The 24,061-nt window shown below is 38.9% G+C and carries 23 protein-coding genes; 20 read left to right on the forward strand and 3 right to left on the reverse strand.

The annotated features are described in order from the left end of the window. Window positions 1-49 precede the first annotated feature (49 nt). From OXPF_RS14395 to OXPF_RS14465, 15 genes are all read left to right on the forward strand, one after another. Window positions 50-1,174 (forward strand): radical SAM protein, encoded by a 1,125-nt coding sequence (locus OXPF_RS14395; RefSeq protein ID WP_054875916.1) that lies wholly within the window; start codon window positions 50-52, stop codon window positions 1,172-1,174. A gap of 201 nt (window positions 1,175-1,375) precedes the next feature. Then, window positions 1,376-1,759, forward strand: coding sequence for a DUF5320 domain-containing protein (locus OXPF_RS14400; protein ID WP_242854416.1), 384 nt, complete (start codon window positions 1,376-1,378; stop codon window positions 1,757-1,759). Window positions 1,760-1,822: 63 nt separating this feature from the next. After that, entirely contained in the window at window positions 1,823-2,188 is a 366-nt protein-coding gene (locus OXPF_RS14405) for a DUF134 domain-containing protein (protein WP_054875918.1), read from the forward strand. Between the two features lie 119 nt (window positions 2,189-2,307). After that, window positions 2,308-2,676, forward strand: a complete 369-nt coding sequence (locus tag OXPF_RS14410; RefSeq protein WP_054875919.1) for a NifB/NifX family molybdenum-iron cluster-binding protein — start codon at window positions 2,308-2,310, stop codon at window positions 2,674-2,676. 1 nt (window position 2,677) lies between these two features. Next, on the forward strand, window positions 2,678-3,514 hold the full coding sequence (locus tag OXPF_RS14415) for a nucleotide-binding protein (protein ID WP_054875920.1): 837 nt from the start codon (window positions 2,678-2,680) through the stop codon (window positions 3,512-3,514). 1 nt (window position 3,515) lies between these two features. Next, window positions 3,516-4,388, forward strand: coding sequence for an ATP-binding protein (locus tag OXPF_RS14420; protein ID WP_054875921.1), 873 nt, complete (start codon window positions 3,516-3,518; stop codon window positions 4,386-4,388). A gap of 91 nt (window positions 4,389-4,479) precedes the next feature. After that, complete coding sequence (locus OXPF_RS14425; protein WP_054875922.1) at window positions 4,480-5,679, forward strand: iron-sulfur cluster carrier protein MrpORP; 1,200 nt, start codon at window positions 4,480-4,482, stop codon at window positions 5,677-5,679. Between the two features lie 14 nt (window positions 5,680-5,693). Beyond that, on the forward strand, window positions 5,694-6,167 hold the full coding sequence (locus OXPF_RS14430) for a permease (protein ID WP_054875923.1): 474 nt from the start codon (window positions 5,694-5,696) through the stop codon (window positions 6,165-6,167). Continuing rightward, entirely contained in the window at window positions 6,164-6,715 is a 552-nt protein-coding gene (locus OXPF_RS14435; RefSeq protein WP_054875924.1) for a permease, read from the forward strand. Before OXPF_RS14430 ends, OXPF_RS14435 begins: the two co-directional genes overlap by 4 nt. 138 nt (window positions 6,716-6,853) lie before the next feature. Next, window positions 6,854-7,186 (forward strand): CGGC domain-containing protein, encoded by a 333-nt coding sequence (locus OXPF_RS14440; RefSeq protein WP_054875925.1) that lies wholly within the window; start codon window positions 6,854-6,856, stop codon window positions 7,184-7,186. Between the two features lie 342 nt (window positions 7,187-7,528). Continuing rightward, a complete protein-coding gene (ppsA, locus tag OXPF_RS14445; protein WP_054875926.1) occupies window positions 7,529-10,141 on the forward strand; it encodes a phosphoenolpyruvate synthase in 2,613 nt (870 codons plus the stop codon). A 295-nt stretch (window positions 10,142-10,436) separates the two neighbouring features. Further along, on the forward strand, window positions 10,437-11,369 hold the full coding sequence (locus OXPF_RS14450; RefSeq protein ID WP_152967774.1) for a bifunctional helix-turn-helix transcriptional regulator/GNAT family N-acetyltransferase: 933 nt from the start codon (window positions 10,437-10,439) through the stop codon (window positions 11,367-11,369). Between the two features lie 86 nt (window positions 11,370-11,455). After that, on the forward strand, window positions 11,456-12,145 hold the full coding sequence (locus OXPF_RS14455; RefSeq protein WP_054875928.1) for an aspartate/glutamate racemase family protein: 690 nt from the start codon (window positions 11,456-11,458) through the stop codon (window positions 12,143-12,145). Window positions 12,146-12,495: 350 nt separating this feature from the next. Then, on the forward strand, window positions 12,496-13,098 hold the full coding sequence (locus tag OXPF_RS14460) for a class I SAM-dependent DNA methyltransferase (RefSeq protein ID WP_054875929.1): 603 nt from the start codon (window positions 12,496-12,498) through the stop codon (window positions 13,096-13,098). A gap of 144 nt (window positions 13,099-13,242) precedes the next feature. After that, on the forward strand, window positions 13,243-13,818 hold the full coding sequence (locus OXPF_RS14465; RefSeq protein ID WP_054875930.1) for a DUF4256 domain-containing protein: 576 nt from the start codon (window positions 13,243-13,245) through the stop codon (window positions 13,816-13,818). On the opposite strand, the gene OXPF_RS22565 is transcribed toward OXPF_RS14465, so the two are convergent. Further along, window positions 13,787-13,981 carry a hypothetical protein gene (locus OXPF_RS22565; protein WP_160317229.1) on the reverse strand — a complete coding sequence of 65 codons (195 nt, stop codon included), beginning with the start codon at window positions 13,979-13,981 and terminating at the stop codon, window positions 13,787-13,789. The two genes, OXPF_RS14465 and OXPF_RS22565, sit on opposite strands and share 32 nt — an antisense overlap. A 45-nt stretch (window positions 13,982-14,026) precedes the next feature. Next, window positions 14,027-15,442, reverse strand: a complete 1,416-nt coding sequence (locus OXPF_RS14470; protein ID WP_054875931.1) for a PQQ-dependent sugar dehydrogenase — start codon at window positions 15,440-15,442, stop codon at window positions 14,027-14,029. Between the two features lie 436 nt (window positions 15,443-15,878). Between OXPF_RS14470 and OXPF_RS14475 the strand changes: the two genes are divergently transcribed. The 4 genes from OXPF_RS14475 (at window position 15,879) to OXPF_RS14495 (ending at window position 21,168) form a co-directional block, all read left to right on the forward strand. Then, window positions 15,879-16,820: a GNAT family N-acetyltransferase gene (locus OXPF_RS14475; RefSeq protein WP_242854417.1), complete on the forward strand. Its 942-nt coding sequence runs from the start codon at window positions 15,879-15,881 to the stop codon at window positions 16,818-16,820. A 145-nt stretch (window positions 16,821-16,965) separates the two neighbouring features. Then, entirely contained in the window at window positions 16,966-19,104 is a 2,139-nt protein-coding gene (locus OXPF_RS14480) for a catalase (protein WP_054875932.1), read from the forward strand. A 439-nt stretch (window positions 19,105-19,543) separates the two neighbouring features. Then, on the forward strand, window positions 19,544-20,302 hold the full coding sequence (locus tag OXPF_RS14490) for a class I SAM-dependent methyltransferase (RefSeq protein ID WP_242854418.1): 759 nt from the start codon (window positions 19,544-19,546) through the stop codon (window positions 20,300-20,302). Window positions 20,303-20,361: 59 nt separating this feature from the next. After that, complete coding sequence (locus tag OXPF_RS14495) at window positions 20,362-21,168, forward strand: hypothetical protein (RefSeq protein WP_054875935.1); 807 nt, start codon at window positions 20,362-20,364, stop codon at window positions 21,166-21,168. 231 nt (window positions 21,169-21,399) lie between these two features. On the opposite strand, the gene OXPF_RS14500 is transcribed toward OXPF_RS14495, so the two are convergent. After that, on the reverse strand, window positions 21,400-22,092 hold the full coding sequence (locus OXPF_RS14500; RefSeq protein WP_054875936.1) for a response regulator transcription factor: 693 nt from the start codon (window positions 22,090-22,092) through the stop codon (window positions 21,400-21,402). Between the two features lie 224 nt (window positions 22,093-22,316). Here OXPF_RS14500 and OXPF_RS14505 point away from each other — a divergent pair, with 224 nt between their 5' ends. Continuing rightward, the gene (locus OXPF_RS14505; RefSeq protein ID WP_054875937.1) at window positions 22,317-23,957 is read left to right on the forward strand and encodes an ATP-binding protein; all 1,641 of its coding nucleotides are present in this window, start codon (window positions 22,317-22,319) and stop codon (window positions 23,955-23,957) included. Window positions 23,958-24,061: the final 104 nt, after the last annotated feature.

Consider the following 24,061-nt stretch of genomic DNA (forward strand, 5'->3'; position numbering starts at 1 on the left):
AAAGGAAAGTATGATCATCAGCTATTGAAAATATCATACAAGGATACATATGAAAATATCAAAAAAAGATGCGCTAATATGGTTTGAGTTTTTTTCAATGCTGCCGGAGGATGAGGAGCTCATGATAAAGCAACAGGAAATCATATACGCTACATTTGCACAAATTGAAGAAGCAATCGATCATAGAAATGATATGTTAATGTCAGAAATCAGAGGCTTAAAAACCTTAGAGAATAGAACCATTTTTGTAGGGAATGAAGGCAAATTCCCAAGAGGATGCAGGTCTTGTTTGTTGGGAACTGGATTGAGTGCAATCAGGAAAACCAACAAATGTAATATAGAGTGCAAGTTTTGTTATAATTACGGAGAACTGGATGATATTACTCCCGTCGGTGAAGGTATGTGGGAAATAGGAGGTACGAAATTTTATGAGAAGGATATTGATTTACTTCTTTCCATCCAACAAAAACCTACCGGCATTTCTTACGTTTATTTAGAGCCATTCATGGAGATTGAAAAATACTATTCGGTTGTAAAGAAATTCAGTGGTTCTCAAATTTATCAGCATCTGTACACAAATGGTACCTTGGCTTCGGAAGAGACATTGAAAGCATTAGGTGAAGCAGGTCTTGACGAGATACGTTTCAACCTGGGTGCTTCAAATTGTTCGGACAAAGTTATTAAAAATATGGGAATAGCGAAAAAATATATTAAAAATGTAGGTATTGAAACTCCAATGACTCCTGAGTTTTTTAAAAGCTTTTTTAAGAAAAAGCAGGCGATCTTAGAGACAAAGCTTGATTTTATCAATTGTGCAGAATTACACTTAAATGAGAATAACATAGGCAATTATTATGGGGAAAACATGTATATCTTAAGACATGGCTATATATCTCCCATTTGGAGCAGGGAATTAACTCTGAAGTTTATGAAAATAGCCGATGAAGAAAACTGGGATTTAGCAGTTCATGATTGCTCAAACTATACAAAGTTTGCTAGGGGTTTGAATTTGAGCAGCAAAGAGGGCAAGTGGTTCGGAGCCAGCAATTATGCCTGTGAGTTTACCAAGATACCATATGAAGTATTTTTACCAATACTGCGCGATGACAATTTCAAATTTTTAAGTGAAGAAGAATTGCCTGACGGCTATAAACCAGGGGAGATGATTTTTTAGGTCAAAAACCTTATCCAACAAGTTTGCATACTTGATAAAATCAAGGGTCAAATCAAAAAATGAGCAGGTGTATTTTCAGAATGAAGATGCCCCTGCTTTTTTATTTTATTTCCTGAAAGTACTGACAGCCCAGAAAAATTTGAGGATAAAGCATGTCATCATACAGCAACGCCGGATAGATATTCAGCTACTTTGATATCTTTGAGTTGGAGCATTAAAAATAAAAAACAAATAATTATTGACATATGTCGGAAATCAGTTATAATTATATTATATATGACATATGTCAGAAATTATAAGGAGGTGAATGGTGTGCCCAAAAGAGACGGAACTGGACCGAGGGGCGCTGGTTCAATGACCGGAAGAGGTTTAGGACCTTGCATTGGTGCAAATATAGTTAGATATCGTGCTGATTCGGGGGTGGAATTAGGCCTTGCATGCAGATATGGATTTGCTGGCGGCTCTGGAAGAGGTTTTGCAGTTAATCAGCCTTCTTTTAAGATACAAAAAGAGAAGCTGAAACATCAAAAAAATATCTTGCAGAACCGACTCGAAGCTATTGATAAGCAGTTAGAAAACCTATAATGTACATCAGGGATAACCGGGGACGCTCTGATAATTTCTGATTAGAAGTGAGGTGATAAAATTATGCCGAGGCCAATGAAATGGAGAAAAGTATGCTGCTTACCCGAGAGAAATAAATTCGGGCCTCTTGGTTTGCCTGCAGATGTAAAGAATTGTGTGAATATGACAGTTGACGAGTATGAAACTATAAGACTTATTGATTTGGAAGGTTTTACACAAGAAGAGTGCGCCAGCAAGATGAATGTAGCTCGTACTACTGTTCAAGGCATTTATATCGAAGCGAGAAAGAAATTGGCTGAATCATTAGTAAACGGGAAGATACTGCTGATTGAAGGAGGCGAATATCGGCTCTGCGACGGCCTGGGAAATGGATGTGGACGTGGCTGCCGTAGACATAGGCGCGTAATTGATTTTGATGATAAAGAGTAGCGAAGTGACTGATTATATATTCTGGAAAGATAATTGAACATTTTATGTATTTGCAAAGTGTGGGCGGTTAACGTAATTCTATGAAAATTATTTAAGTTAAAATAAAGTGGAGGGTTCTTATGAAGATAGCAATACCTGTAGATGAAAAAGATATGGGAACAAAGGTATGTGTATCCTTTGGACGCACTCCCTATTTCCTTATTTATGATACTGAAACGAAAAAGAGCACATTTCTTGACAACAGCGCAGCAGCAAGTGCAGGCGGCGCAGGGATTAAGGCAGCACAAACAATCGCAGATAATGAGATTAACGCATTGCTCACTCCCCGATGTGGGGAAAATGCCTCCGGCCTGCTTAAAGATGCTGGTATCAGGATATTTAAAACGATAAACGTTCAAGCCCAGGACAATATTGATGATTTTATTGCCGGAAAGCTTTCTTTATTGAATGAAATTCATGCCGGGTTTCACGGTCACGGAGGCAATTAATATGAGGATAGCTGTACTAAGCGGCAAAGGCGGTACAGGAAAAACACTAGTATCAGTGAACTTGGCTGCGACAGCGAAAATGTCAATATATATAGATTGTGATGTTGAAGAACCAAATGGATATCTGTTCTTTAAACCAGAAGATGTTCAGGAAGAGGCAATATCAGTAAAAATTCCAAAGGTGGATAATGAACTTTGCAATGGATGTCGAAAGTGTATTGGTTTCTGCAAATTCAATGCTCTTGCTTATATCAAAGATAAGCTGATTGTCTTTGATGAGGTTTGCCATTCCTGCAGCGGCTGTGTTATGCTTTGCCCTGAAAAGGCGTTGTCGGAGAAGGAAAAGATTATCGGCAGAGTTCAAAAAGGAACTTCAGATCAGGTAGCGGTATACACAGGAATATTAAACGTCGGTGAAGCTTCGGGCATACCTGTCATAAAAAAGCTGCTTGTTGAGAATAAACTTAAAGCAGATAAACACACTTTTATTGACTGCCCTCCTGGAAGTGCTTGTACCGTAATAGAAAGCATCAAGGATGCAGACTATTGTATATTGGTAGCTGAACCTACATTGTTTGGAGTTCATAATCTCAATATGGTATATGAACTGGTCAGGTTGTTTGGTAAGCAATACGGGGTGATTCTTAACAAATGTTTGGAGGAAGAAAATCCGGCAGAGAAATTCTGTTTAGAAAAAAACATCAAGATATTAGGCCGAATTCCCTTTGACACCGAACTTGGAACACTGAATTCAAATGCGGAAATTGCCGTAAGGAAAAGTGAAAAATATCTGGATATGTTTTCTTTACTGCTGGAAGCTGTGACAAGGGAGGTGTAGTATGAAACAGCTGTTAATCCTTAGCGGTAAAGGCGGCACAGGAAAAACTACCATTGCCAGTGCGTTTATAAGGCTTGCCGATGCCAAGGCTTATGCTGATTGTGATGTGGATGCGCCTAACCTGCACCTTATAACAGGGCAAAACTCCGATCCTATAAAAACAGACTATTATGGCCTTCCAAAGGCTGAGATAAATTCAAAATCGTGCATTGAATGCGATCAGTGCAGGCAAGGCTGTAGGTTTGATGCTATTTCAGCAGAGAAGATATACAAAGTGGATCCTCTTGCCTGTGAGGGATGTGGGGTTTGTAAAGTTGTTTGCCCTGTAGATGCTATATCATTAAAACCGGCTGTAGCAGGAGAACTGATGATGTATACAAATGAAGAAAAAGTATTTTCAACAGCTCAGCTTAAAATGGGAAGCGGTACTTCCGGTAAATTGGTCGCAGAGGTAAAAAAACAGCTGAAATCGGCAGCAGTTGATGTTGAACTGGCAATTATTGACGGCTCTCCCGGAATAGGCTGCCCTGTCATAGCATCCCTTAGCGGTGCGGATATGGTTTTGATTGTGGCGGAGCCATCCGTATCAGGTATCAGCGATATGGAACGTATTATAAAAACTGCGGCTAAATTTGGAACAAAAACAGCAGTTTGTGTCAACAAATTTGATACTAATCTTGATAATACCGATAAGATAGAGGTTTTTTGCGAAAAAGAAGGCTTGCATTTTGTCGGCAAGATACCTTTTGATTCGGAAGCAGTCAAAGCTATCAATAATGGACGAACTATCACAGATATAAATTGTTCATCGGGGGCAGCAGTTAAGGAGGTCTATAATAAGACCATGGAACTATTTAATAAGGTCGTGGGATAAGATTATGATTATCCGATTGATTGTTCTTAAAGTATTGATTATCTGTCAACAGAAGGTAAAATAATAATCTAAATATAAAGGAGCTAATATTATGAGCGAAAATTGCGATCAAAACTGTAACAGTTGCTCTGAAGACTGTGCAGAAAGAAAAGAAGAAAAAAACGATTTTTCAGCTAAACCCCACCAGATGAGCAGCATTAAAAAGGTTATTGGTGTTGTCAGCGGCAAAGGAGGAGTCGGCAAGTCACTTGTTACTTCCATGCTTGCAGCTATCATGAACAGAAGGGGTTATCATACCGCTATTCTTGATGCGGACGTTACCGGGCCTTCCATTCCTAAAGCATTTGGTATCACAGAAAAAGCTACAGTCGATGAACTTGGGCTATTCCCCGTTAAAACCAAGACCGGTATTGAAATCATGTCTATTAATTTACTTTTAGAAAATGATACTGATCCGGTTGTTTGGAGAGGACCTATTATTGCCGGTACTGTCAAGCAGTTTTGGACTGATGTTATCTGGAGTGATGTGGATTTTATGTTCATCGATATGCCCCCGGGCACCGGCGATGTTCCGCTTACGGTATTTCAATCCATTGCTGTCGATGGGATTATAGTAGTAACATCTCCGCAGGAGCTTGTATCCATGATTGTATCTAAAGCAGTAAAGATGGCTGAAATGATGAATATACCCATTATTGGTCTGGTAGAAAATATGTCCTATTTTAAATGTCCCGATAACGGTAAAGATTATCAGATATTTGGAGACAGCCATATTGAGGAAATAGCTGATAAGCATAATCTAAAAGTTCTTGCAAAATTACCGATTGATCCGGAAATTTCAGCTGCATGTGATAATGGTATGATAGAGTTTATTGAGGGCGGCTGGTTCGAACCGGTCGCAAAAATATTAGAAAAAATGGAGGAGAAAAAAATGATTAAAATTGCTGTGGCAAGTGAAAATGAAATGGTAACCGAGCATTTTGGGCATTGCGTTAATTTCAATATTTTTGAAGCTGCTGATGATAAGGTAGTCAGAAGTGAATCCATCCCAAATCCAGGACATAAACCCGGCTTCCTTCCTAATTTTTTGAATGATATGGGAGTAAATGTGATTATTTCAGGCGGTATGGGCAGCGGAGCTATTGATATCTTCAATGAAAAAGGAATAGAGGTGATAGTAGGAGCAAGCGGTAATGCTAAAGCAGCAGCGGAAGCATATCTTAAAGGCACCCTGAAATCTACTGGTTCTGTCTGTCATGAACACCAACATCATGATGAGTGCGGAGAATAGCTGAGGAGGTATATATGACGACTGCTCTTTATGTTTTTGCAATAGCAGCTCTTGGCGTCTCTATTTTTAAGAGCAAGGAAAAGACAATGCTTGCTCTTAAAAAAGCGTGGAAATCATTTGAAAATATATTGCCTCAATTTCTATCTATCCTGATTATTATAGGTGTGATATTGGCAATTTTAACGCCCGAGCAAATTTCAGAAGTATTAGGCAGCGAATCAGGGTGGTATGGCGTGTTGATTGCCGCTGGTATAGGATCTGTTACCCTGGTTCCTGCATTTGTAGCATTTCCGCTGGCAGCTGCCTTGTTAAGAAACGGCGCAGGAATTATGCAGATTGCAGCTTTTGTATCTACACTTATGATGGTTGGTATTGTAACTATGCCAATTGAAATTAAGTACTTTGGGAAAAAAGCGGCAATTTTAAGAAACGTTACAGCATTAGCTTTTTCCTTAGCTGTTGCATTGGTTATGGGGGTGATGCTATGAGAACAAAAGTGTTAAGACTGGTTAAAAGGTATAAGATTTTTCTTCTGCTTGCTGTTCTCAACGTAGCTATACTAACTTTCCACCCTCAGGTGGGAGCCAAGTCGATACAGTTAACATGGTCGAGTTTGCTTGAGATGCTGTCAGTTTTGCCGCCAATTTTTATCTTGCTTGGATTATTGGATGTTTGGGTGGAGAAAGAAACCATGATAAAATATATGGGAGACAATTCAGGCTTGATTGGAGTATTGCTTGCTTTCTTTTTAGGTTCTGCTGCTGCCGGACCATTATATGCTGCTTTTCCTGTTGCAGGTGTATTGCTGAAAAAGGGCAGTAAGTTATCAAATGTTCTTATCATGCTTGGAGCATGGTCAACCACGAAAATTCCATTAATATTATTTGAGGCATCAGCTCTTGGATTTAAGTTCATGCTTTTAAGATTGGTCTTGGATATAGTCGGGATAGCTTTCATTTCATACTTTATTGAAAAGATGCTGTCTAAAGAGGAAAAAGGTGCAATATATCAAAATGTATTAACTATGGATGAGTGACTTGTAGTGTTTTACTATTAATTATTTATGGTAGCTGCCCTCGCAATCTAAAATACGATGGCATATTCTTAAATTAAAAAGCACCTTGAAATGGTTGATAAAAAACAACACAATTAATACGTAAGGGGGATTTTTTACGTGAAAGTCGGATTAATCAGATGCATGCAAACAGAGGACATGTGTCCTGCAACAACAGATTTTCAAGTAATGAGGGATAAGAGATGTGCATTTGAAGGTGTAGATGGTGAAATTGAGGTGATCGGCGTAAACACTTGCGGTGGGTGCCCCGGTAAAAAAGCTGTAACAAGAGCTGCTGAAATGATAAAACGAGGTGCTGATACAATTGCTTTAGCATCCTGTATCACAAGAGGAAATCCAATAGGCTTTGCATGTCCCCATGCGCAGGCGATGAAGGATGCCATCTACAGAAGACTTGGTAATTCAGTAAAAATTATTGATTACACTCATTAATTAATATTTTTTATAAGGCAATGAACATATAAAATGGTACCATACCTGTTGTATAAAATGTGCGGGCGTATCTTTAAATGAAGATATGCCCGTTTCTTTATGACTTTATAAGTTTATTTCATAGAAATTATAAAATTGAAGAAATCAAAAAGTGCGAATTTTGTTCTAATTTTAATGGGCATTTTATAGATGACATCGGAATTTAGTTAGAGTCTTTAATGTTATAATTAACTCTCTACAATTTAATTATAACATATAAAAGATTCTAAAGGCAGACTGTTTGTTTCGATTTGATACTGCTATAATGTATTCACGTTATTGAGATTAAAAGGAGGAAAACGGATGAGCTCCTATTTGTTCAGGCTTAAGGACATTGATAAAACAAAACACATGGTTGCCGGGGGTAAGGGCGCTAACCTGGGGGAACTATGCAAAATGGAAGGAATACTCGTGCCGGACGGCTTTTGTATTTCTACCGAAGCATTCAAAAGAATCGTTGAGGAAAACACGTCGATAAATGAATTACTTGATAAGTTATCGATTTTGAAGGTGGAGGATATGGATAAAATCCGCGAACTCAGCAGTGAGATTCGCAGGACTATTGAAAGCATAGCAATCCCCAAAGACATCAATGAAGAGATTGCCCGCTTTCTTTCCAAGCTTGATGAAAATGCTGCCTATGCAGTACGCTCCAGCGCTACGGCAGAAGATTTACCTGCAGCCTCCTTTGCAGGCCAGCAGGATACGTATTTGAACATTATCGGAAAGGAAGAAATCCTTAAATCTATCAGCAAATGCTGGGCATCGCTGTTTACCGAAAGGGCAGTAACTTACCGCCTTCAAAACGGCTTCGAACACTGCAAAGTTCAACTGTCTGTGATTGTTCAGAAGATGGTCTTCCCGCAAGCATCGGGAATTTTATTTACTGCCGATCCCATTACTGGCAACAGAAAGACAGTATCCATTGATGCAGGCTTCGGACTTGGTGAAGCCTTAGTCTCTGGGCTGGTAAATGCTGATATTTATAAAGTACGTAACGGTAAAATTATTGATAATAAGATATCCACCAAGAAGCTGGCTGTTTACGACTTAAAGAAAAGCTGTACGAAAGAACAGGAGATTGGGCTTGAACATCAGAACAGGCAGGTGTTGACGGATGAACAGATTTTGCAGCTTGAAGGCCTAAGCAGAAGGATCGAAGAACATTTCGGCTGCCCACAGGATATCGAATGGTGTTTGGCTGATGATACATTTTATATTGTCCAGAGCCGGCCAATCACTACTTTATATCCCATCCCTGAAGCAAATGATCAAGAAAATCACGTTTATGTATCTGTCGGTCATCAACAAATGATGACTGACGCCATGAAACCATTGGGATTGTCTTTTTTCCTATTGACGACGCCTGCATCCATGCTCAAAGCCGGCGGAAGGCTGTTTGTTGATGTTACACCTATGCTGGCTTCACCTGACAGCAGAAAAATGTTATTAGATACCATGGGACAATATGAGCCGCTCATGAAAGACGCACTTATGACCATAATAGAGCGAGATTTTATAAAGTCGCTGCCAAATGATAAAAAAGAACAGAGTCCTGGTAAAAGCAACAAAGTTATTTCGACTGCGGGTTTTCGAACACAAGTCGAAAACGATCCGGCAATCGTTGCTGATTTGATTAAGCGTAGTCAAACATCGATAGCAGCACTAAAACAAAATATCCAAAGGTCATCCGGACTGGATCTATTTGATTTTATCCTGGAAGATATCCAGGAGTTAAAGAAGATTTTATTTGACCCGCAAAGTTCGGCTGTATTTATGGCTGCTATGGATGCGTGCGTCTGGATCAATGAAAAGATGAACAAGTGGTTAGGTGAAAAAAATGTAGCAGACACGCTTTCTCAATCTGTACCAAACAATATTACTTCGGAAATGGGTCTGGCTCTATTGGATGTAGCAGATGTGATTCGTCCTTATCCGGAGATAATTGATTATTTACAACATGTAAAAGATGATAACTTTTTGGAGAAATTAGTTAAGTTTCATGGTGGAATGGAAGCCCGAGACGCTATCTATGCTTACCTTGACAAATACGGAATGCGATGTGCCGGAGAAATCGATATTACGAAAACTCGTTGGAGCGAAAAACCAACTACACTTATTCCCATGATTCTAAGCAACATCAAAAATTTTGAGCCTAATGCAGGCAAGCAGAAATTTGAGCAAGGGCGGCGTGCTGCTTTGAAAAAAGAACAAGAGTTATTAGAACGATTGAAGCAATTACCGGGCGGTGAACAAAAAGCCAAAGAGACAAAACGAATGATTGACTTAATACGAAATTTCATTGGATTTAGGGAATATCCAAAATACGGCATGATCAACCGCTACTTTGTTTATAAGCAAGCTTTGCTTAAAGAAGCGGAACAACTCGTACAATTAGGCGTTATTCATGAAAAAGAAGATATATACTATCTAACGTTTGATGAACTTCGTGAAGTTATTCGCACAAATAAACTGGATTACCGAATGGTAAGCAAAAGAAAAGACGAGTACAAATTATATGAAAGACTGACACCTCCGCGTGTTATCACGTCTGACGGTGAAATCATTACAGGTGAATATAAAGGGGGAAACCTCCCGATGGGAGCTATTGCAGGTCTGCCTGTTTCTTCCGGAGTCATAGAGGGAAGGGCACGTGTTATATTAAATATGGAAGATGCTGATCTGGAAGATGGAGATATATTAGTAACCTCCTTTACGGACCCCAGTTGGACACCCTTATTTGTATCCATTAAAGGTTTAGTCACCGAAGTTGGCGGACTGATGACCCATGGAGCAGTTATAGCCCGTGAATATGGCTTACCGGCAGTTGTAGGAGTAGAAAATGCAACCAGGCTGATTAAGGATGGGCAGCGAATTCGTGTACATGGAACAGAAGGGTATATAGAAATTCTATAATGGAGGAAGATATTGACTTATTCCTGGGGAGATAAATAAGAAATGAAAGCCTAGGAAAAAACGGGTTGAGAAGTGAATTTTTCGGCCCGTTTTATCCAGGGTATTTTAGTGTAATATGTCAGTGCAGCCCCTAACGGAGTCGTCCGGATATAAAAAAATTAACCTTTAGTTAAATAGACTAAAAACTCAAGTAGGAGAAGAATCTTATTTAGATGTCATAGTCAAATAAATAATTGACTATGGCAACCATTTATCATAATATAAATTCAAGCAGTAAGTACGAAAGGATGATATTATGATAAAAGATAATTTTGGTTCTAGAATAGATGAAGTACGCAGATTCAATCGATTTTTTACTCGAAAGATAGGTGTATTACGCGAAGGATTATTACACAGTTCATATTCTTTGACAGAGGTCCGAATACTGTTTGAAATTGCCAATTCTGATAATCCTACTGCATCAAGGCTAAGTCGTGAGCTGGGGCTGGACGCAGGTTATCTCAGCCGTATTTTAACTCGTTTTGAGGAACAGGGACTTACTGAGAGAATGCGTTCAGAAAATGATGGCCGGCAATTTATTATTCGTCTTACGCAGGAGGGCATCAAATTATTTTCGATTTTAGACCAGCGTTCACGTGATGAAGTTGCAGAAATACTAAATGTACTTAGTGAAGAGGAACAACAGGAACTTCTTGAAGCTATGCACGATATCGAAAATATCCTTGGTAAGGAGAGCTTTAAGTTTTCCGAAACATTTTTTCTCAGAAATCATCGGCCGGGCGATATAGGCTGGGTTGCACACCGTCACGGCGTATTGTATGCCAAGGAATACGGATGGGATGAACGTTTTGAAGCACTTGTAGCTCAAATCGCAGCCGATTTTATTAACAACTACAAATCTGAATGTGAGCGATGCATAATTGCAGAAATGAATAGTGAAATTGTGGGTTCTGTATTCGTTGTTCAAAGCAGTGAGACGGTTGCTAAGTTGCGGCTGCTTTTGGTAGAGCCTAAAGCACGCGGATTAGGACTTGGAAGCCGCTTGGTACAAGAGAGCATTGCTTTTGCCAGGCGTGTTGGTTATAAAAAGCTTATTCTATGGACTAACAGCGTGCTTGTTGAAGCGCGGCATATTTATGCAAAAGCCGGGTTTAAGCTTATAGAACAGCAAGAACATCATAGCTACGGAAAAGACCTGGTTGGGGAAACGTGGGAACTGGATCTTTGATGAATAAATAAGACAAATTACGGATCTGAATCAGAATATATTAATTTAGATGTTTGGTGAAAGCCAAGGATGTAAAGGAGAATAAAATGAAAACGATAGGGTTAATCGGAGGAATGAGCTGGGAGAGCACGGTAAAATACTACCAAATAATTAATGAAACCGTCAAACAGAAATTGGGCGGACTGCATTCGGCAAAATGCTTGCTATACAGTGTGGATTTTGATGAAATTGAGAAATATCAGGCAAAGGGTGAATGGGAAAAGAGCGGAGATGTCCTGGCAAAAGCTGCATACAATATAGAAAAAGCTGGTGCGGACTTCCTGGTTATCTGCACTAATACCATGCATAAGGTCGTGCCTCAGATTGAGTCTAAAATATCCATACCAATTTTACATATTGCAGATGTTACAGCAGACGAACTTGTAAAGCATAATATTGAAAGAGTTGCGTTATTAGGAACCAAATATACCATGACACAGGACTTTTATAAAGAAAAGCTTATCAGCAGAGGAATCGAGGTTTTAATACCAGAGGATAGGGATATTGAACTAGTTAATTCTATAATATTCGATGAGTTATGTCTTGGAGTTATTTCAGAAAAGTCCAGAAATGAATGCGTCAGAATTATCGGCGGACTATCCGAAAGGGGAGCCCAGGGTGTAATTTTAGGTTGTACGGAAATAGGGTTGCTGATAAAGCAAGAGGATGTTGATGTAGAGCTTTTTGATACAACTGTCATTCATGCGACGAAAGCTGCATTGGCAGCAATTTTGTAGTTTTGGTATGGCACTAGATTATAAAATAACTATGAATCATGGAAATATGAGCATTTAGGTAACTTGTGATGTGTGACCTCCATCGGGTGTAAGGAGAGCCCGATTGAGGTTTTTATATTAATTGGGTACGGAGCAAAAAGTGTCATGCATTACTAAATTGATTTAACTGGGTACATTTAAAAATGCTTCTTCGAGTTTTTATCAATCACCCACTCGGAGACGGTTGTTCTTTTGATAAAAAGCAAATAGAATAAAGATAATATAATTATGCTTTGTAAAGATAACCCTATGATTTTGACGCTGTAGCATATATTGGGATTTTAAGAATAAGCCGGATGGGAGAATTAAATATGGGTAATACCGATATCTTTGATATGATGGCTAATGGATACGATACTTCTGAAAGAATCCAAATTGCAAAAATAGCATCAGATGCCATTCGTGAGTACTTGATCGATACCAATAGTAAGAAAGCTATTGATTTTGGATGCGGGACTGGTCTTGTTGGAATGAACTTGTTAAAGGATTTCGATTCCATTCTTTTTTTGGATACATCGCAGAATATGATCGATCAGATAAGACAAAAGTTTATTGAATTTAATATTAAAAATGCGGATATATTATGCTTCGATTTTGAAAAAGAAAGCTTATTAAATCTACATGCGGATTATATTTTTATGGCTCAGGTTCTGCTGCATATTAATGATGTGGAGCTTGTTTTATCAAGACTATATGATGCTCTCAATGCAGGAGGACATTTAATAATCGTAGATTTTGATAAAAATGAAGAGGTAGTCTCAGATATAGTTCATAACGGCTTCAATCAGGCAGAGCTTATGGAACTAATGACTAAAATAGGATTCAAAGAAATTCAGTCGAAAAACTTTTATACTGGAAGTAAAATATTTATGAATCAAGACGCATCATTATTTATACTTGATTCTCAAAAATAAAATGGAATTTGGGAAGGCCATATTCATATGATTCTACTCAATGATAAAGTTTAACACAGCTTCTTATTGGATCACATTAGTCCTAACAAGAAAGATTATTAATCGAAATATGATTGTGAGTAAAAATAATAAAGGAGAACTAACATGACAAATAAAATCAGCATTAAAAATGATTTGTCACCAGAACAGCACGAAGGGCTATTCAGAACATTGAAAGTCCGTTTTGAAAAAAATATGAAACACCATAAGGATCTCGAATGGATAAACGTGCAAGCAAAGCTCGAAGCTAACACTGAAAAACTGTGGTCGCTCAATGGGATGGAAATAACCGGCGGTGAACCGGATGTTGTTGGTTATGATGAAAAAACAGACGAATATATTTTTTATGATTGTTCAGTAGAAAGTCCTAAAGGCCGCAGAAGTGTTTGTTACGACCATGAAGCATTAGAGTCAAGGAAAGAACATAAACCAGAAAAAAACGCTATTGATATGGCTGCTGCAATGGGTATTGAGATTTTAACGGAAGAGCAATACCGGGAGCTTCAGAAACTTGGAAATTTCGATATGAAAACATCAAGTTGGGTTAAAACACCTGATAATATAAGAAAACTCGGCGGGGCACTCTTTTGTGATCGTCGTTACGACACTGTCTTTGTATACCACAATGGCGCAGAATCTTACTATGCTGCTAGGGGTTTCCGCGGCTCGTTAAGGATCTAAACTTTGGCAGGAAGCCGTTTTTTTCCTTTATCTTTAATGGGAATCCGACGCCTGCCATGACTACCGCAGCTATCACAAGGCTGCGGCAGTCTGCCGTAATTTTGAAAACAGTAAAAGTTAATTGGCTTATAACTTCCACCACAGCCAGTGAAATGAGCAGCACAGAAGAATTTTACCCGCGACGCCTGTTACGGGCATTGTTTGAATTTTATACAACAACTTCAAAAACAGTACCTTGGTTAAAGTCAGCCACTTTCATAGAGCCATAAACCCCTAAATATAGTCTGGTTTGATTCAGGTTTGTTCCCAAACTAACATAAAAAGCCGATTGAGACCCGAAATCATAATCTGTTTCTATAACACTAAAATCATTTAGTTCACAGTCCCTTCTTACCTTGGTATAAGCTAAAACCCCTTTAGAGGTCGATTGAGCTTCCCCGCGCCGGGCGAGATCGGTAAACACAACGCTTCCTGTTAAATCAGGAATTCCATTTCCCATATATGGCTGGATTCCTGTAAGTGCAGTTCCACCAAACTTGTCAGGGCGGGGGTCTTTATGAAAATAGCTAGTTAGAGGCTGAAGACGCCGCACTGAAGTTTCTATAGCTTCATCGTAATAAGCAATTGTTTTCTCATCCAAATCAGGATTTGCAGAGCAGCTTTTTACAATCGAAGCAGGAAAAGCACCTTCCCAACCACGCCAGCCAAAGTTGATAAACCCTTCCTGGTCAGGTTCAGATTTCATTATAGAGGCTTGAATAAGATGAGTAACCGATATCGGTTTATAATCAACGAATGAAAAAATTGACTCTACCAGGTCCTGGCCGACATTTCCCGCATATTTTATATATTGATTATAAAACCTTTGAAATGAAATGCCTGGTATATTTCGAACTCCCTTGGCAATTACCGTAAGCATTTCCTGAATAGATGCGGGAAGCTCATTAAAACGTGTGACTGCAGGTGGATCATAGATAAATGTATTTCTAAATACATCAATCTCAATTATCTTACCACATATTTCCATATAATCCTGACTTAAATTAAATGGGTCATAGCCTGAACCACCATCGCCGGTTGTTAAAATTAGTTTTCCTGTTTCGGGTGAAAAGTTTAAGCTATTGACACCATTATGATTAGAAAAGGGTCTTCTTAAATTAAGTAATGTACGTCGTTTTTGAGGTTGACCATTTGGCTGTAAAACCCATTCTTCAACTGTATCAATATGATCAAATTGAATTTCTCTATTTATCCACTTTAGGTTTAAGGTTCCGGGATCACACGGGTCAGGCTTAAAAGATTCGGAGAGAACACCTGGACCTTGTGTTCCGGCTAATGAGTAATGAAGATAAAACAGACCGTTATAATAAAATCCGGGATGGAACGCTAGCCCTAGCAATCCACGTTCATCATATCCGCCGCCAGAGGTACCAAGTTTTATGACTTGTGGGCGAATATCTAAAAAGGTTCGCAAACTTCCATTGACTATGTAAAAGATCTCTCCTACCTGGGTTGCAATAAATAATCTTTCGACTGGGTCACCTGGAAGTATAGCAGTTTTCAAAACTGTGGGTAAATTTATCTTACTGACAATAGTCCTTAAACTGACATTAACTTTTATCAACTAACTTTACACTCCTTCTTATCGTTTTCTTTTAGGAATAACGATTAAAGTTAAAAGAAAATGGTTGCGCTATCCATGAAGCTCGTGCACTTAGAGCTATGGAAATTTTCATTTTAAGAGTGCACTCACAATAAGAATATGACTGGAGCTGATCTATTAGTACCGGAACTACGGAGTTTGATGATGAATTGTGCCATTTTGTATATCAGAAATTTTCTAAGTTTACAAGACAAAGATTGATAACTTAATTTTTTATCAATATAATTTAAAATGAAGTAAATTCACATTTATATCTTAGATATTAAAAGTATTCCTTGGGACAACTCTGTTGATTTCCATATCTTGAGAAAATGATAGAGTTTGATATTTTGAACAAAGCCAAAATGCTCAATTTTTGGCGGAAATAGATATCTAAAGAAAACCAGATTTAAGAGGGGTGATTTTTATAATTAAGTCAATACATGAGCCATGGATTAAGTTAAAGGAAAGCCTTAATAGCAAGGATTACGATTTAATTAACGCACTTCAGGAACAATGCATTCATAAAGAACAAATCACTTTGAAGCTGGAGCTTGATTATAAGCTTGGAGATGCTTTGAATAGAACCAATAAAATCACCGTTCACGATATCAATGAATTCATGTATTTTAATGGGAAGCAGCTGATAGGCTATATCGGAATATGCGGATTCGGAGGGGCAGAGGCGCCGCTTGAAATAACCGGCATGGCGCACCCGGAATATAGACGTCTAGGTATTTTCTCAAAACTATATGAATTGGTTATGGCAGAGTGCAAACGGAGAGAGTCGGGCAGCCTGCTTGCCTTATGTGACAATAAATCTGTATCCGGCCAGAAATTTTTAGAAAGAATTGGAGCAGTATATAAATATTCTGAATTTGAAATGCATCTGCACGATGAACCTTGTGAGAGTATCAAAGAGCGGCTATGTGATATTAGCTTTAGAAAAGCCACCAATACAGATGCCTATGAGGTAGCCAGGCAAAACGCTATTTATTTTGGCGGCAGTATGGAGCAGGAAGATAAGGATATTCCAAAGGAGGAAATTCTTTTGCCGGAAGATGAAGAACGGCGGGGTATGACCATTTATCTTGCTGAAAAAGATAAGAAAATCATCGGGAAAGTACATCTTCAGGTGCTCAAGGAAATCGGGGGTATTTATGGCCTGGGCGTATTGCCGGATAAGCGTGGGAAGGGATTTGGACGTGCAATTCTGCTCAAAGCTATAGAAAAACTTAAGGATGTAAAAGTAAAGGAGATAATGCTTCAGGTTGCCGCTGAGAATGCGACAGCTCTCGGTTTGTATAAGTCCTGCGGATTTCAGGAAACGTCGGTGATGGACTATTTTGAATTGAAATGATTAATAGTGGTTTTGGAACTAAAAAGAATTAAATTGGCAGTATTCTGATGAGGGGTTAGTGCCGATTTGTTTATGTAATAAAATATCAAAGGGCTTGAGATACTATATTGATGAAAGCAAAACAACAATGAAAGGAGAATCATCCATGCTTTTCAATAAGCCTAGCGATAACAGTACAAAAAAAATAGAACAGCTCAATCCCTATTTGGAAAATGATATGGACCAAAAGCTTACCACTGATAACGGAGTAAAGCTTACAAATACCGATGATTCATTAAAGATAGGAGAACGAGGGCCTACCTTATTGGAGGACTTTCACTTCAGGCAGAAAATCACCCACTTCGATCATGAACGTATCCCGGAGCGTGTAGTGCATGCGCGCGGCTTTGGTGCCCATGGGGTTTTCCAGTTGTATGAATCTATGGCACAGTATACCAAGGCTAAATTTTTACAGAACCCTAACGTCAAAACTCCGGTATTTGTACGATTTTCCACCGTCGTCGGCTCCAGGGGGTCGGCTGATACCGTCCGCGATGTGCGCGGTTTTGCCACCAAATTCTATACTGAAGATGGGAACTTCGATATTGTAGGCAATAACATCCCGGTCTTTTTCATTCAAGATGCCATAAAATTCCCCGATTTGATCCATGCAATCAAGCCAGAACCCCACAACGAGGTGCCTCAGGCCACAACTGCCCACGATACATTCTGGGATTTCGTCATTAACACGCCGGAGACGGCGCACATGGTCATGTGGACTATGTCAGACAGGGCAATTCCCCGCAGCTTCCGTATGATGCAGGGCTTTGGGGTTAATACTTTCCGATTTATAAATGCCCAGGGAAAGGCACATTTTGTAAAATTCCACTGGAAGCCACTCTTAGGAGTTCATTCCTTGATGCGTGACGAGGCGCAAAAGCTCTCGGGCAAGGACCCGGATTTCCACCGCCGCGATATGTGGGATGCCATTGAACAGGGCAATTACCCTGAATATGAATTCGGAGTGCAGCTCATCCCGGAAGATCAGGAATTCAGCTTTGACTTTGATATCCTGGATCCAACCAAGCTCTGGCCAGAGGAAGTAGTTCCGGTCAAAATCATCGGCAAGCTGATCCTTAATAAGAATGTTGACAATTTCTTTGCTGAAACGGAACAAGTAGCTTTTTGTCCGGCTAATATTGTGCCCGGTATAGACTTCAGCAATGACCCGCTTTTGCAGGGACGCCTGTTCTCCTATGAGGATACTCAGCTGAGCCGCTTGGGCGGTCCCAATTTCCGACAGATTCCTATTAACCGCCCTGTGGTTCCCATCCACAACGACCAACGTGATGGCTTGCACCAGATGCGCATCCATCAGGGACCAGTAAGCTATTTTCCAAACGCACTGGCACAGAATTCGCCTTCACCTGCCGATGAGGCCGAAGGAGGCTTTGCACATTACACTCAGAAGGTCGAGGGACAGAAGATTCGCAGCCGCAGCCAGAGCTTCCGTGATCATTTCAGCCAGACTACATTCTTCTGGAATAGCATGTCCCAGGCAGAAAAGGAACATATTATAGATGCCTTTCACTTTGAGGTGGGTAGCGTCAAAGACAAAAAAATTAAGCAGGCCGTGGCCGATATGTTTGCCCATGTAGCTCCGGAGCTGGGATCACAAATAGCAGCGGGAATAGGAGTAAACCCGCCGCCAGTGACAGCACCAAACGGGGTAACGGCATATTCCCCTGCGCTAAGCCAGGAAAATACCATCAAAACCGCCAGAACCAGGAAGGTTGCAATTTTGGTTGATAACGGGTACTGCCCTATAGCAGTGCAGGCTATGACCGATATGCTCAAAGGAGCGGGGGCGGTGCCGGAAATCGTAGGTGTAACTTTAGCACCTATTACCGGAAGAAGCAATGCAAAGCTAGAGCCTGGTAAGTCCCTTATTACGGCCAGTGCACTGGCTTACGATGCAGTTTTAATTCCTGCCGGAGACCATATTAATGCACTCAAGCAAAACGCTGATGCACGCACCTTCATCAATGAAGCTCTGCATCACTGCAAGACAATTGGAGCTATGGAAGAGGGTATCGACCTTTTAAAAGTAACTGATGCAGCAGCATTAACTTCCAATATGAGTTTCAATGGATCCGCTCCATGGGTTTTCCAGGGAATTGTTGCCGTCAGCGGTGCCGCAAACCTGAAACCCTTCGGTACGGAATTCGTCAACCAGCTGGCTATGCACCGGCATTGGGGCAGAAGTGCGCAGCTGGCTAATCTTGTTTTGAGTATGGCCCATTAACATAACCGCCAATCAAAATGCTTTGTGTATCTTGATTGGCGGTTACTTATATTATGACTAACTGCAAGCTATATTAAAAGTTAACATATTTTTGCTTGTACCAGCTAACCGGTTATTGTAACATATATACAGGTTAAGCGCTTGTTCTCGATTTTGGGTTGAAAGTGAGGAAAATTATGATGAAGCACATTATCAGCTTAAATACCCAAAACGCGAAACAGCTATATCAGGCAGGGGGTATTTCTGCAATAATTCTCGGCATATTATATATCATTATAACCGCAGTACTTACGGATTTTCTTTTTATACCTATATTATGGTTACTTTACACTCCTCTTATAGGGAATACTTTGAAGAAAATTAATTTGCCGCAGCCATCCTGAAAATCTTTTTTATTTGATTAAAGCACTATGAAAGCGGTGAGAAAATGGATTTGCGGTTGAAGTTTGATGAAGATGTACTAAATTATGATAAACATCGTCCAACTTATGGGACGGAGATATTCAACGATATAATCAGATATTCCAATTTAGATAATACTAAGAAGGCTCTTGAAATTGGCATCGGGACAGGGCAGGCAACTTTACCAATTTTAAAAACAGGATGCAGGGTAACTGCTGTTGAAATTGGAGGCAGCATGACCGCGTATGTCAAACAGAAATTCTCATCATTCAATAATTTTGCCGTTAAGAATATTGAATTTGAAAAATATGATGCTGAAAATAACCGATATGATCTTGTCTACTCTGCAACTGCTTTTCACTGGATACAACAAGATATAGGTCTTGCCAAAGTGTTCGAACTTTTAAAATCAGGTGGAGCCATAGCGTTATTCTGGAATCATCCATTTGTTAATCGTGAAAATGATATGGTGCATTCGGAAATACAGAAAATATATAGAAAATATATGCCTGCTAATAAAACACATGCTGAGTTTGATGAAAGTACTTGCAAACAACATGAGGGCAGTTTAAAATCATACGGGTTTAAAGATATAAACACTAAGATTTATAAAAAAACGCGTGTATTAAATACCGAACAATATATATCCTTATTAAATACATATTCGGACCATAGAGCATTGCAAGATGATATTATAAGAAGGCTATTAAATGAAATATCAATAGCAATAGATAAATATAATGGCAGAATCACTATTTACGATACTATTGATTTGTATTTAGCCAGGAAGCCATGATTAATGAATTCACATAAATGGAGATTCTATGGTTTTGACCAAGGAGTGAAAATCTAATTTTGAGAGTTAGAGTATACGATAGCTTAACAAATACATATTTCAAATCAGAAGTATATGCAATAGTAAATACAGGCTGGTATGAAAGACAATTAGTCTTGGTTCCCTCAGAGAAAGGCGGTTATCTTAAGTTTTTTGATACTTTAGGTAAGAGTGGAAATGAAAAATTTTCAGAGGTTATGATAAATACAATTATATCTGACCGACCACAGCAATGGATTACTAAAAGATCTGGTTTTTCAAGTAAACAAATAACTGGTTTTAATAAACTCTTGCATAATGATGTACGCTTTTTTGAATATGCCGGTTATCCATGGCTATTTGATAATAAAACCATTCTTGGCTCATTGATTAATGGCAATGAGATTCTACTAAAAGGCAGTATATTTGAAGATAAGGTAATATCTTCTGAAATTGCTGGCTGGACATACGTTGAAAGCCAGGCTGATGCAGGTGATTTTTTAGGGAAAGTATCTTCACTTCATGATTCGGTGCTTAAATTTGCAGGCTACATAAGCGGAGCATATGTGGATAAAGACCGTAATATGCATCCTGTTAGTGATATCAGGCAGGTAACTATGAGCTTTGACAGTCAGTGTTGTGATTCTATAGAGATGGTATTTGAAGGAGTAACAGCCTTCAATTTACGTCCTTCCAAAGATAATCATTCAGCTGATATTTTTTCCGCAGCAATCATAGTAAAAGATGCATCTGTATTCTTTTGTGATGATGGCATTAAAGAGCGGGATGAAACCTACGGAGGGACGTGGATAACTGCCTATAGTTTACGTTGGCGTTTTGTTAGCTAATGGGTGGATCCTATAGCGCCAATGTAATTCTTTTAAAGCCAAGATGAAGGGCGGGCAAGGAATATCAATAAAAAAGGCTTCATAATCTGTCATAGCTTATCTCAAACAATTCAAATGAAAATATGTTATTTGTTTCCTCTTCAAATTGGAAAACTCATGAGTAAAATGACAGAAAGAAGGAACTTCCGAAATTAAGGATTATTGCTCCAGAGCATTAAGGATATTATTACTCTAAGTAAGAAACATATATCCTCTTTTCTTTATAGTTTTTATATATTTATCTGTAGCCCTGTCTTCTAATTTTTTGCGCAGGTTGCTTACATGAACCATTACAGTCCGTGTGTCTCCAAGGCTTTCATTGTGCCATACATGCTCGTATATTTCTTCATAGGGCAAAACTCTGTTGGGGCGCTGAAACATATATAATAAGATTTCAAATTCTATAGGAGGCAATATAATCTCCCGATAGTTTTTATAAACCACATATTTCTTTAAGTCAATGACCAAATCACGGACGCTCAATTCGTCAGAATGGGCGGGGGCATTTTTGCGCTCAGATGCCGTCCTGCGTAAATTGGTTTCGACGCGGGCCACCAGTTCATTAGGATAGAAAGGTTTGCGTATATAATCGTCTCCGCCGATGCGTAAAGCATGCAAGATATGTTGCTCGTCGTCCATACAGCTGATAAAAAGAACGGGGCAGCTGAGCGAAAGTCGGATTTGTTCGCAAAGGTCGGTTCCATCAAAATCGGGAAGTATTACATCCAATATAATTAAATCAAAATCCGTTTCCTGGATTTTTTTCAAAGCTTCGGTGCTGGTGGATGCAGTGGATACTTGATAACCTGCATTGGTAAGATAAAGGGAGATAATTTCGACAATATCAGGATCATCATCTACAACCAGTATAGAGTGTGTTTTCATTAAACGATGCTTCGACACAACAGCCTTTCACCTCACTCTTCAAAAATTTTTATGATTTTAATTTTATCACTTTTAAAAGCTTAAAAAAAGAAGTGTCATGAAAATTATTAATATTATCGATATACGAATATTTCTTTTCAGAATGCACAATACCTAGGGATTTGATATGATATAAGATAAGAAAAGCAGGCTATCGTAAACAATCTGCCAAAGGAAGATTAAGCATGAAGAAGTTGTTATTTAGTATATTGATTATATCAATTATGATGACCGGATTAGATACAAGCCGAGCTAAAAAAGCTGTCGATATGGATATAAAAAGTGACAGGATTGAGCTTAGGCATGATATTTTTACTTCCGAAGAACTGCAATGGATTGAAGCTCATAAGGACATAAAGTTCTATGTAGGCGTAGCCCAGGACTATATTCCAATAGAGTATATTGATGAAAACAATAACCCTAGGGGAATGGGTATCGAGTTGCTTAAAAAAGCAAATCAGATGACAGGATTGCATTTCAGCCTTTATGAAAACAGCAGCAATGAAACATGGGAAGAAATCTTGCAAAGTACCGAAAAAGCCAGAGTTGACCTTTTAAGCACTGTATCCTTCACTAAGGGGCGCTCCGAATATCTGACCTTTTCCATCCCTTACATTGAGATGACACAAGTCATCCTTGGGGCAAAGGACATGACACAACTTGTCAAAGATTTTTCGCAAATTAAGGATAATACCTTTGCAGTGCCCAAAGGATATTGGTTCCTGGATATTATTTTAAATGAAATTCCCGGTGCAAAGATCATCGATGTTACCAACATGGAAGAAGCTCTGGAATATGTATCTGATGGAAAAGCAGACTTTACAATCTGTGAAATCCCCGTATTCACATATTATACGGAACAAGGACTATTTCATGACATTAAAATAGTAGGGGAGCTCAAGGGAAAAAACCGTATATATATCGGCGCTGCCAAAGGCAGAGAAGAATTGATTACGATAATCAACAAAGTCATTCAAAATATGGATTATGATGAAATCTTTGAAAAAGCAATGGTCATCCCCCGAAATAATTCCGCAACAAAAAAACTTATTATACTCGTAGGAATATTAACGGTCTTATTGCTGGTCGTAATATACTATCTATGCATAACATTCAGGAAACTTATTAAATCAAAAAAAGAAGCTGAAGAAGCTAACAGGGACAAGACACAACTTATGGCTAACATTTCCCATGATCTCAGGACCCCCATGACTGTAATCATAGGTTATGCCCAGGCTTTAATTGACGGAGAAGTAAAAAAAGAAGAAGATAAGGAAAAATATATCAAGAGAGTTTATGAAAAGATAAAGCATGTAAGTGCTATGGTAGATGATTTTTTCATGGTGGCCAGGCTGGAGGAAGGAAATCTGGTACTTAACCGGGAACCGGTTCAGATTGGCGCTTTTATAAAACAAATTGTTGAAGATTCAGAACTGAAATTCAAAGCTAAAGCCATTGTACCTGTATTGAGAATGGATAATAGAGCTGACATTATAAAAAATATTGATAAAATAAAATTTTGCAGAGCTATTGAAAATATCTTGGAAAATGCAATAAAATACAGTGCAGAAGGCGGGAAGATAGAAATTATTCTATGCCCTGCGGAAGATGAAAAAGTTGAAATATCCATAAGAGACTACGGAGAAGGCATACCTAGAGAAGATATACCTCATATTTTCGACCGCTACTATAAAGGTAAAAATGCCCGAAAAGACTCAATAGGATTAGGCTTATATATAGCGAAGGAAATTATAAATAAGCACGACGGCAGGCTATGGGCAACAAGTGAAGTTCAGCGGGGAAGCATATTTTATATACGGATCTGAATATTTGTGATACGCGAAGTTGTTTTAAATTAAAAAGAAACATGCAGTGTTTGGTGTTCATCTGTTCATCATAACAACGCATGCTGCGAAGGCTCAATCAATAA

Origin of the sequence: Oxobacter pfennigii (genome assembly GCF_001317355.1) — a bacterium.
Lineage (GTDB): Bacteria > Bacillota > Clostridia > Clostridiales > Oxobacteraceae > Oxobacter > Oxobacter pfennigii.

What these genes read in the sequence shown, in the direction of transcription:
- OXPF_RS14455 (WP_054875928.1), top strand. Translation starts at nt 11,456, where the DNA reads ATGAAAACGATAGGGTTAATCGGAGGAATGAGCTGGGAGAGCACGGTA.
- OXPF_RS14500 (WP_054875936.1), bottom strand. Translation starts at nt 22,092, where the DNA reads ATGAAAACACACTCTATACTGGTTGTAGATGATGATCCTGATATTGTC.
- OXPF_RS14435 (WP_054875924.1), top strand. Translation starts at nt 6,164, where the DNA reads ATGAGAACAAAAGTGTTAAGACTGGTTAAAAGGTATAAGATTTTTCTT.
- OXPF_RS14480 (WP_054875932.1), top strand. Translation starts at nt 16,966, where the DNA reads ATGCTTTTCAATAAGCCTAGCGATAACAGTACAAAAAAAATAGAACAG.
- OXPF_RS14415 (WP_054875920.1), top strand. Translation starts at nt 2,678, where the DNA reads ATGAGGATAGCTGTACTAAGCGGCAAAGGCGGTACAGGAAAAACACTA.
- OXPF_RS14405 (WP_054875918.1), top strand. Translation starts at nt 1,823, where the DNA reads ATGCCGAGGCCAATGAAATGGAGAAAAGTATGCTGCTTACCCGAGAGA.
- OXPF_RS14460 (WP_054875929.1), top strand. Translation starts at nt 12,496, where the DNA reads ATGGGTAATACCGATATCTTTGATATGATGGCTAATGGATACGATACT.
- OXPF_RS14465 (WP_054875930.1), top strand. Translation starts at nt 13,243, where the DNA reads ATGACAAATAAAATCAGCATTAAAAATGATTTGTCACCAGAACAGCAC.
- OXPF_RS14410 (WP_054875919.1), top strand. Translation starts at nt 2,308, where the DNA reads ATGAAGATAGCAATACCTGTAGATGAAAAAGATATGGGAACAAAGGTA.
- OXPF_RS14420 (WP_054875921.1), top strand. Translation starts at nt 3,516, where the DNA reads ATGAAACAGCTGTTAATCCTTAGCGGTAAAGGCGGCACAGGAAAAACT.
- OXPF_RS14505 (WP_054875937.1), top strand. Translation starts at nt 22,317, where the DNA reads ATGAAGAAGTTGTTATTTAGTATATTGATTATATCAATTATGATGACC.
- OXPF_RS14430 (WP_054875923.1), top strand. Translation starts at nt 5,694, where the DNA reads ATGACGACTGCTCTTTATGTTTTTGCAATAGCAGCTCTTGGCGTCTCT.
- OXPF_RS14425 (WP_054875922.1), top strand. Translation starts at nt 4,480, where the DNA reads ATGAGCGAAAATTGCGATCAAAACTGTAACAGTTGCTCTGAAGACTGT.
- ppsA (WP_054875926.1), top strand. Translation starts at nt 7,529, where the DNA reads ATGAGCTCCTATTTGTTCAGGCTTAAGGACATTGATAAAACAAAACAC.
- OXPF_RS14450 (WP_152967774.1), top strand. Translation starts at nt 10,437, where the DNA reads ATGATAAAAGATAATTTTGGTTCTAGAATAGATGAAGTACGCAGATTC.
- OXPF_RS14395 (WP_054875916.1), top strand. Translation starts at nt 50, where the DNA reads ATGAAAATATCAAAAAAAGATGCGCTAATATGGTTTGAGTTTTTTTCA.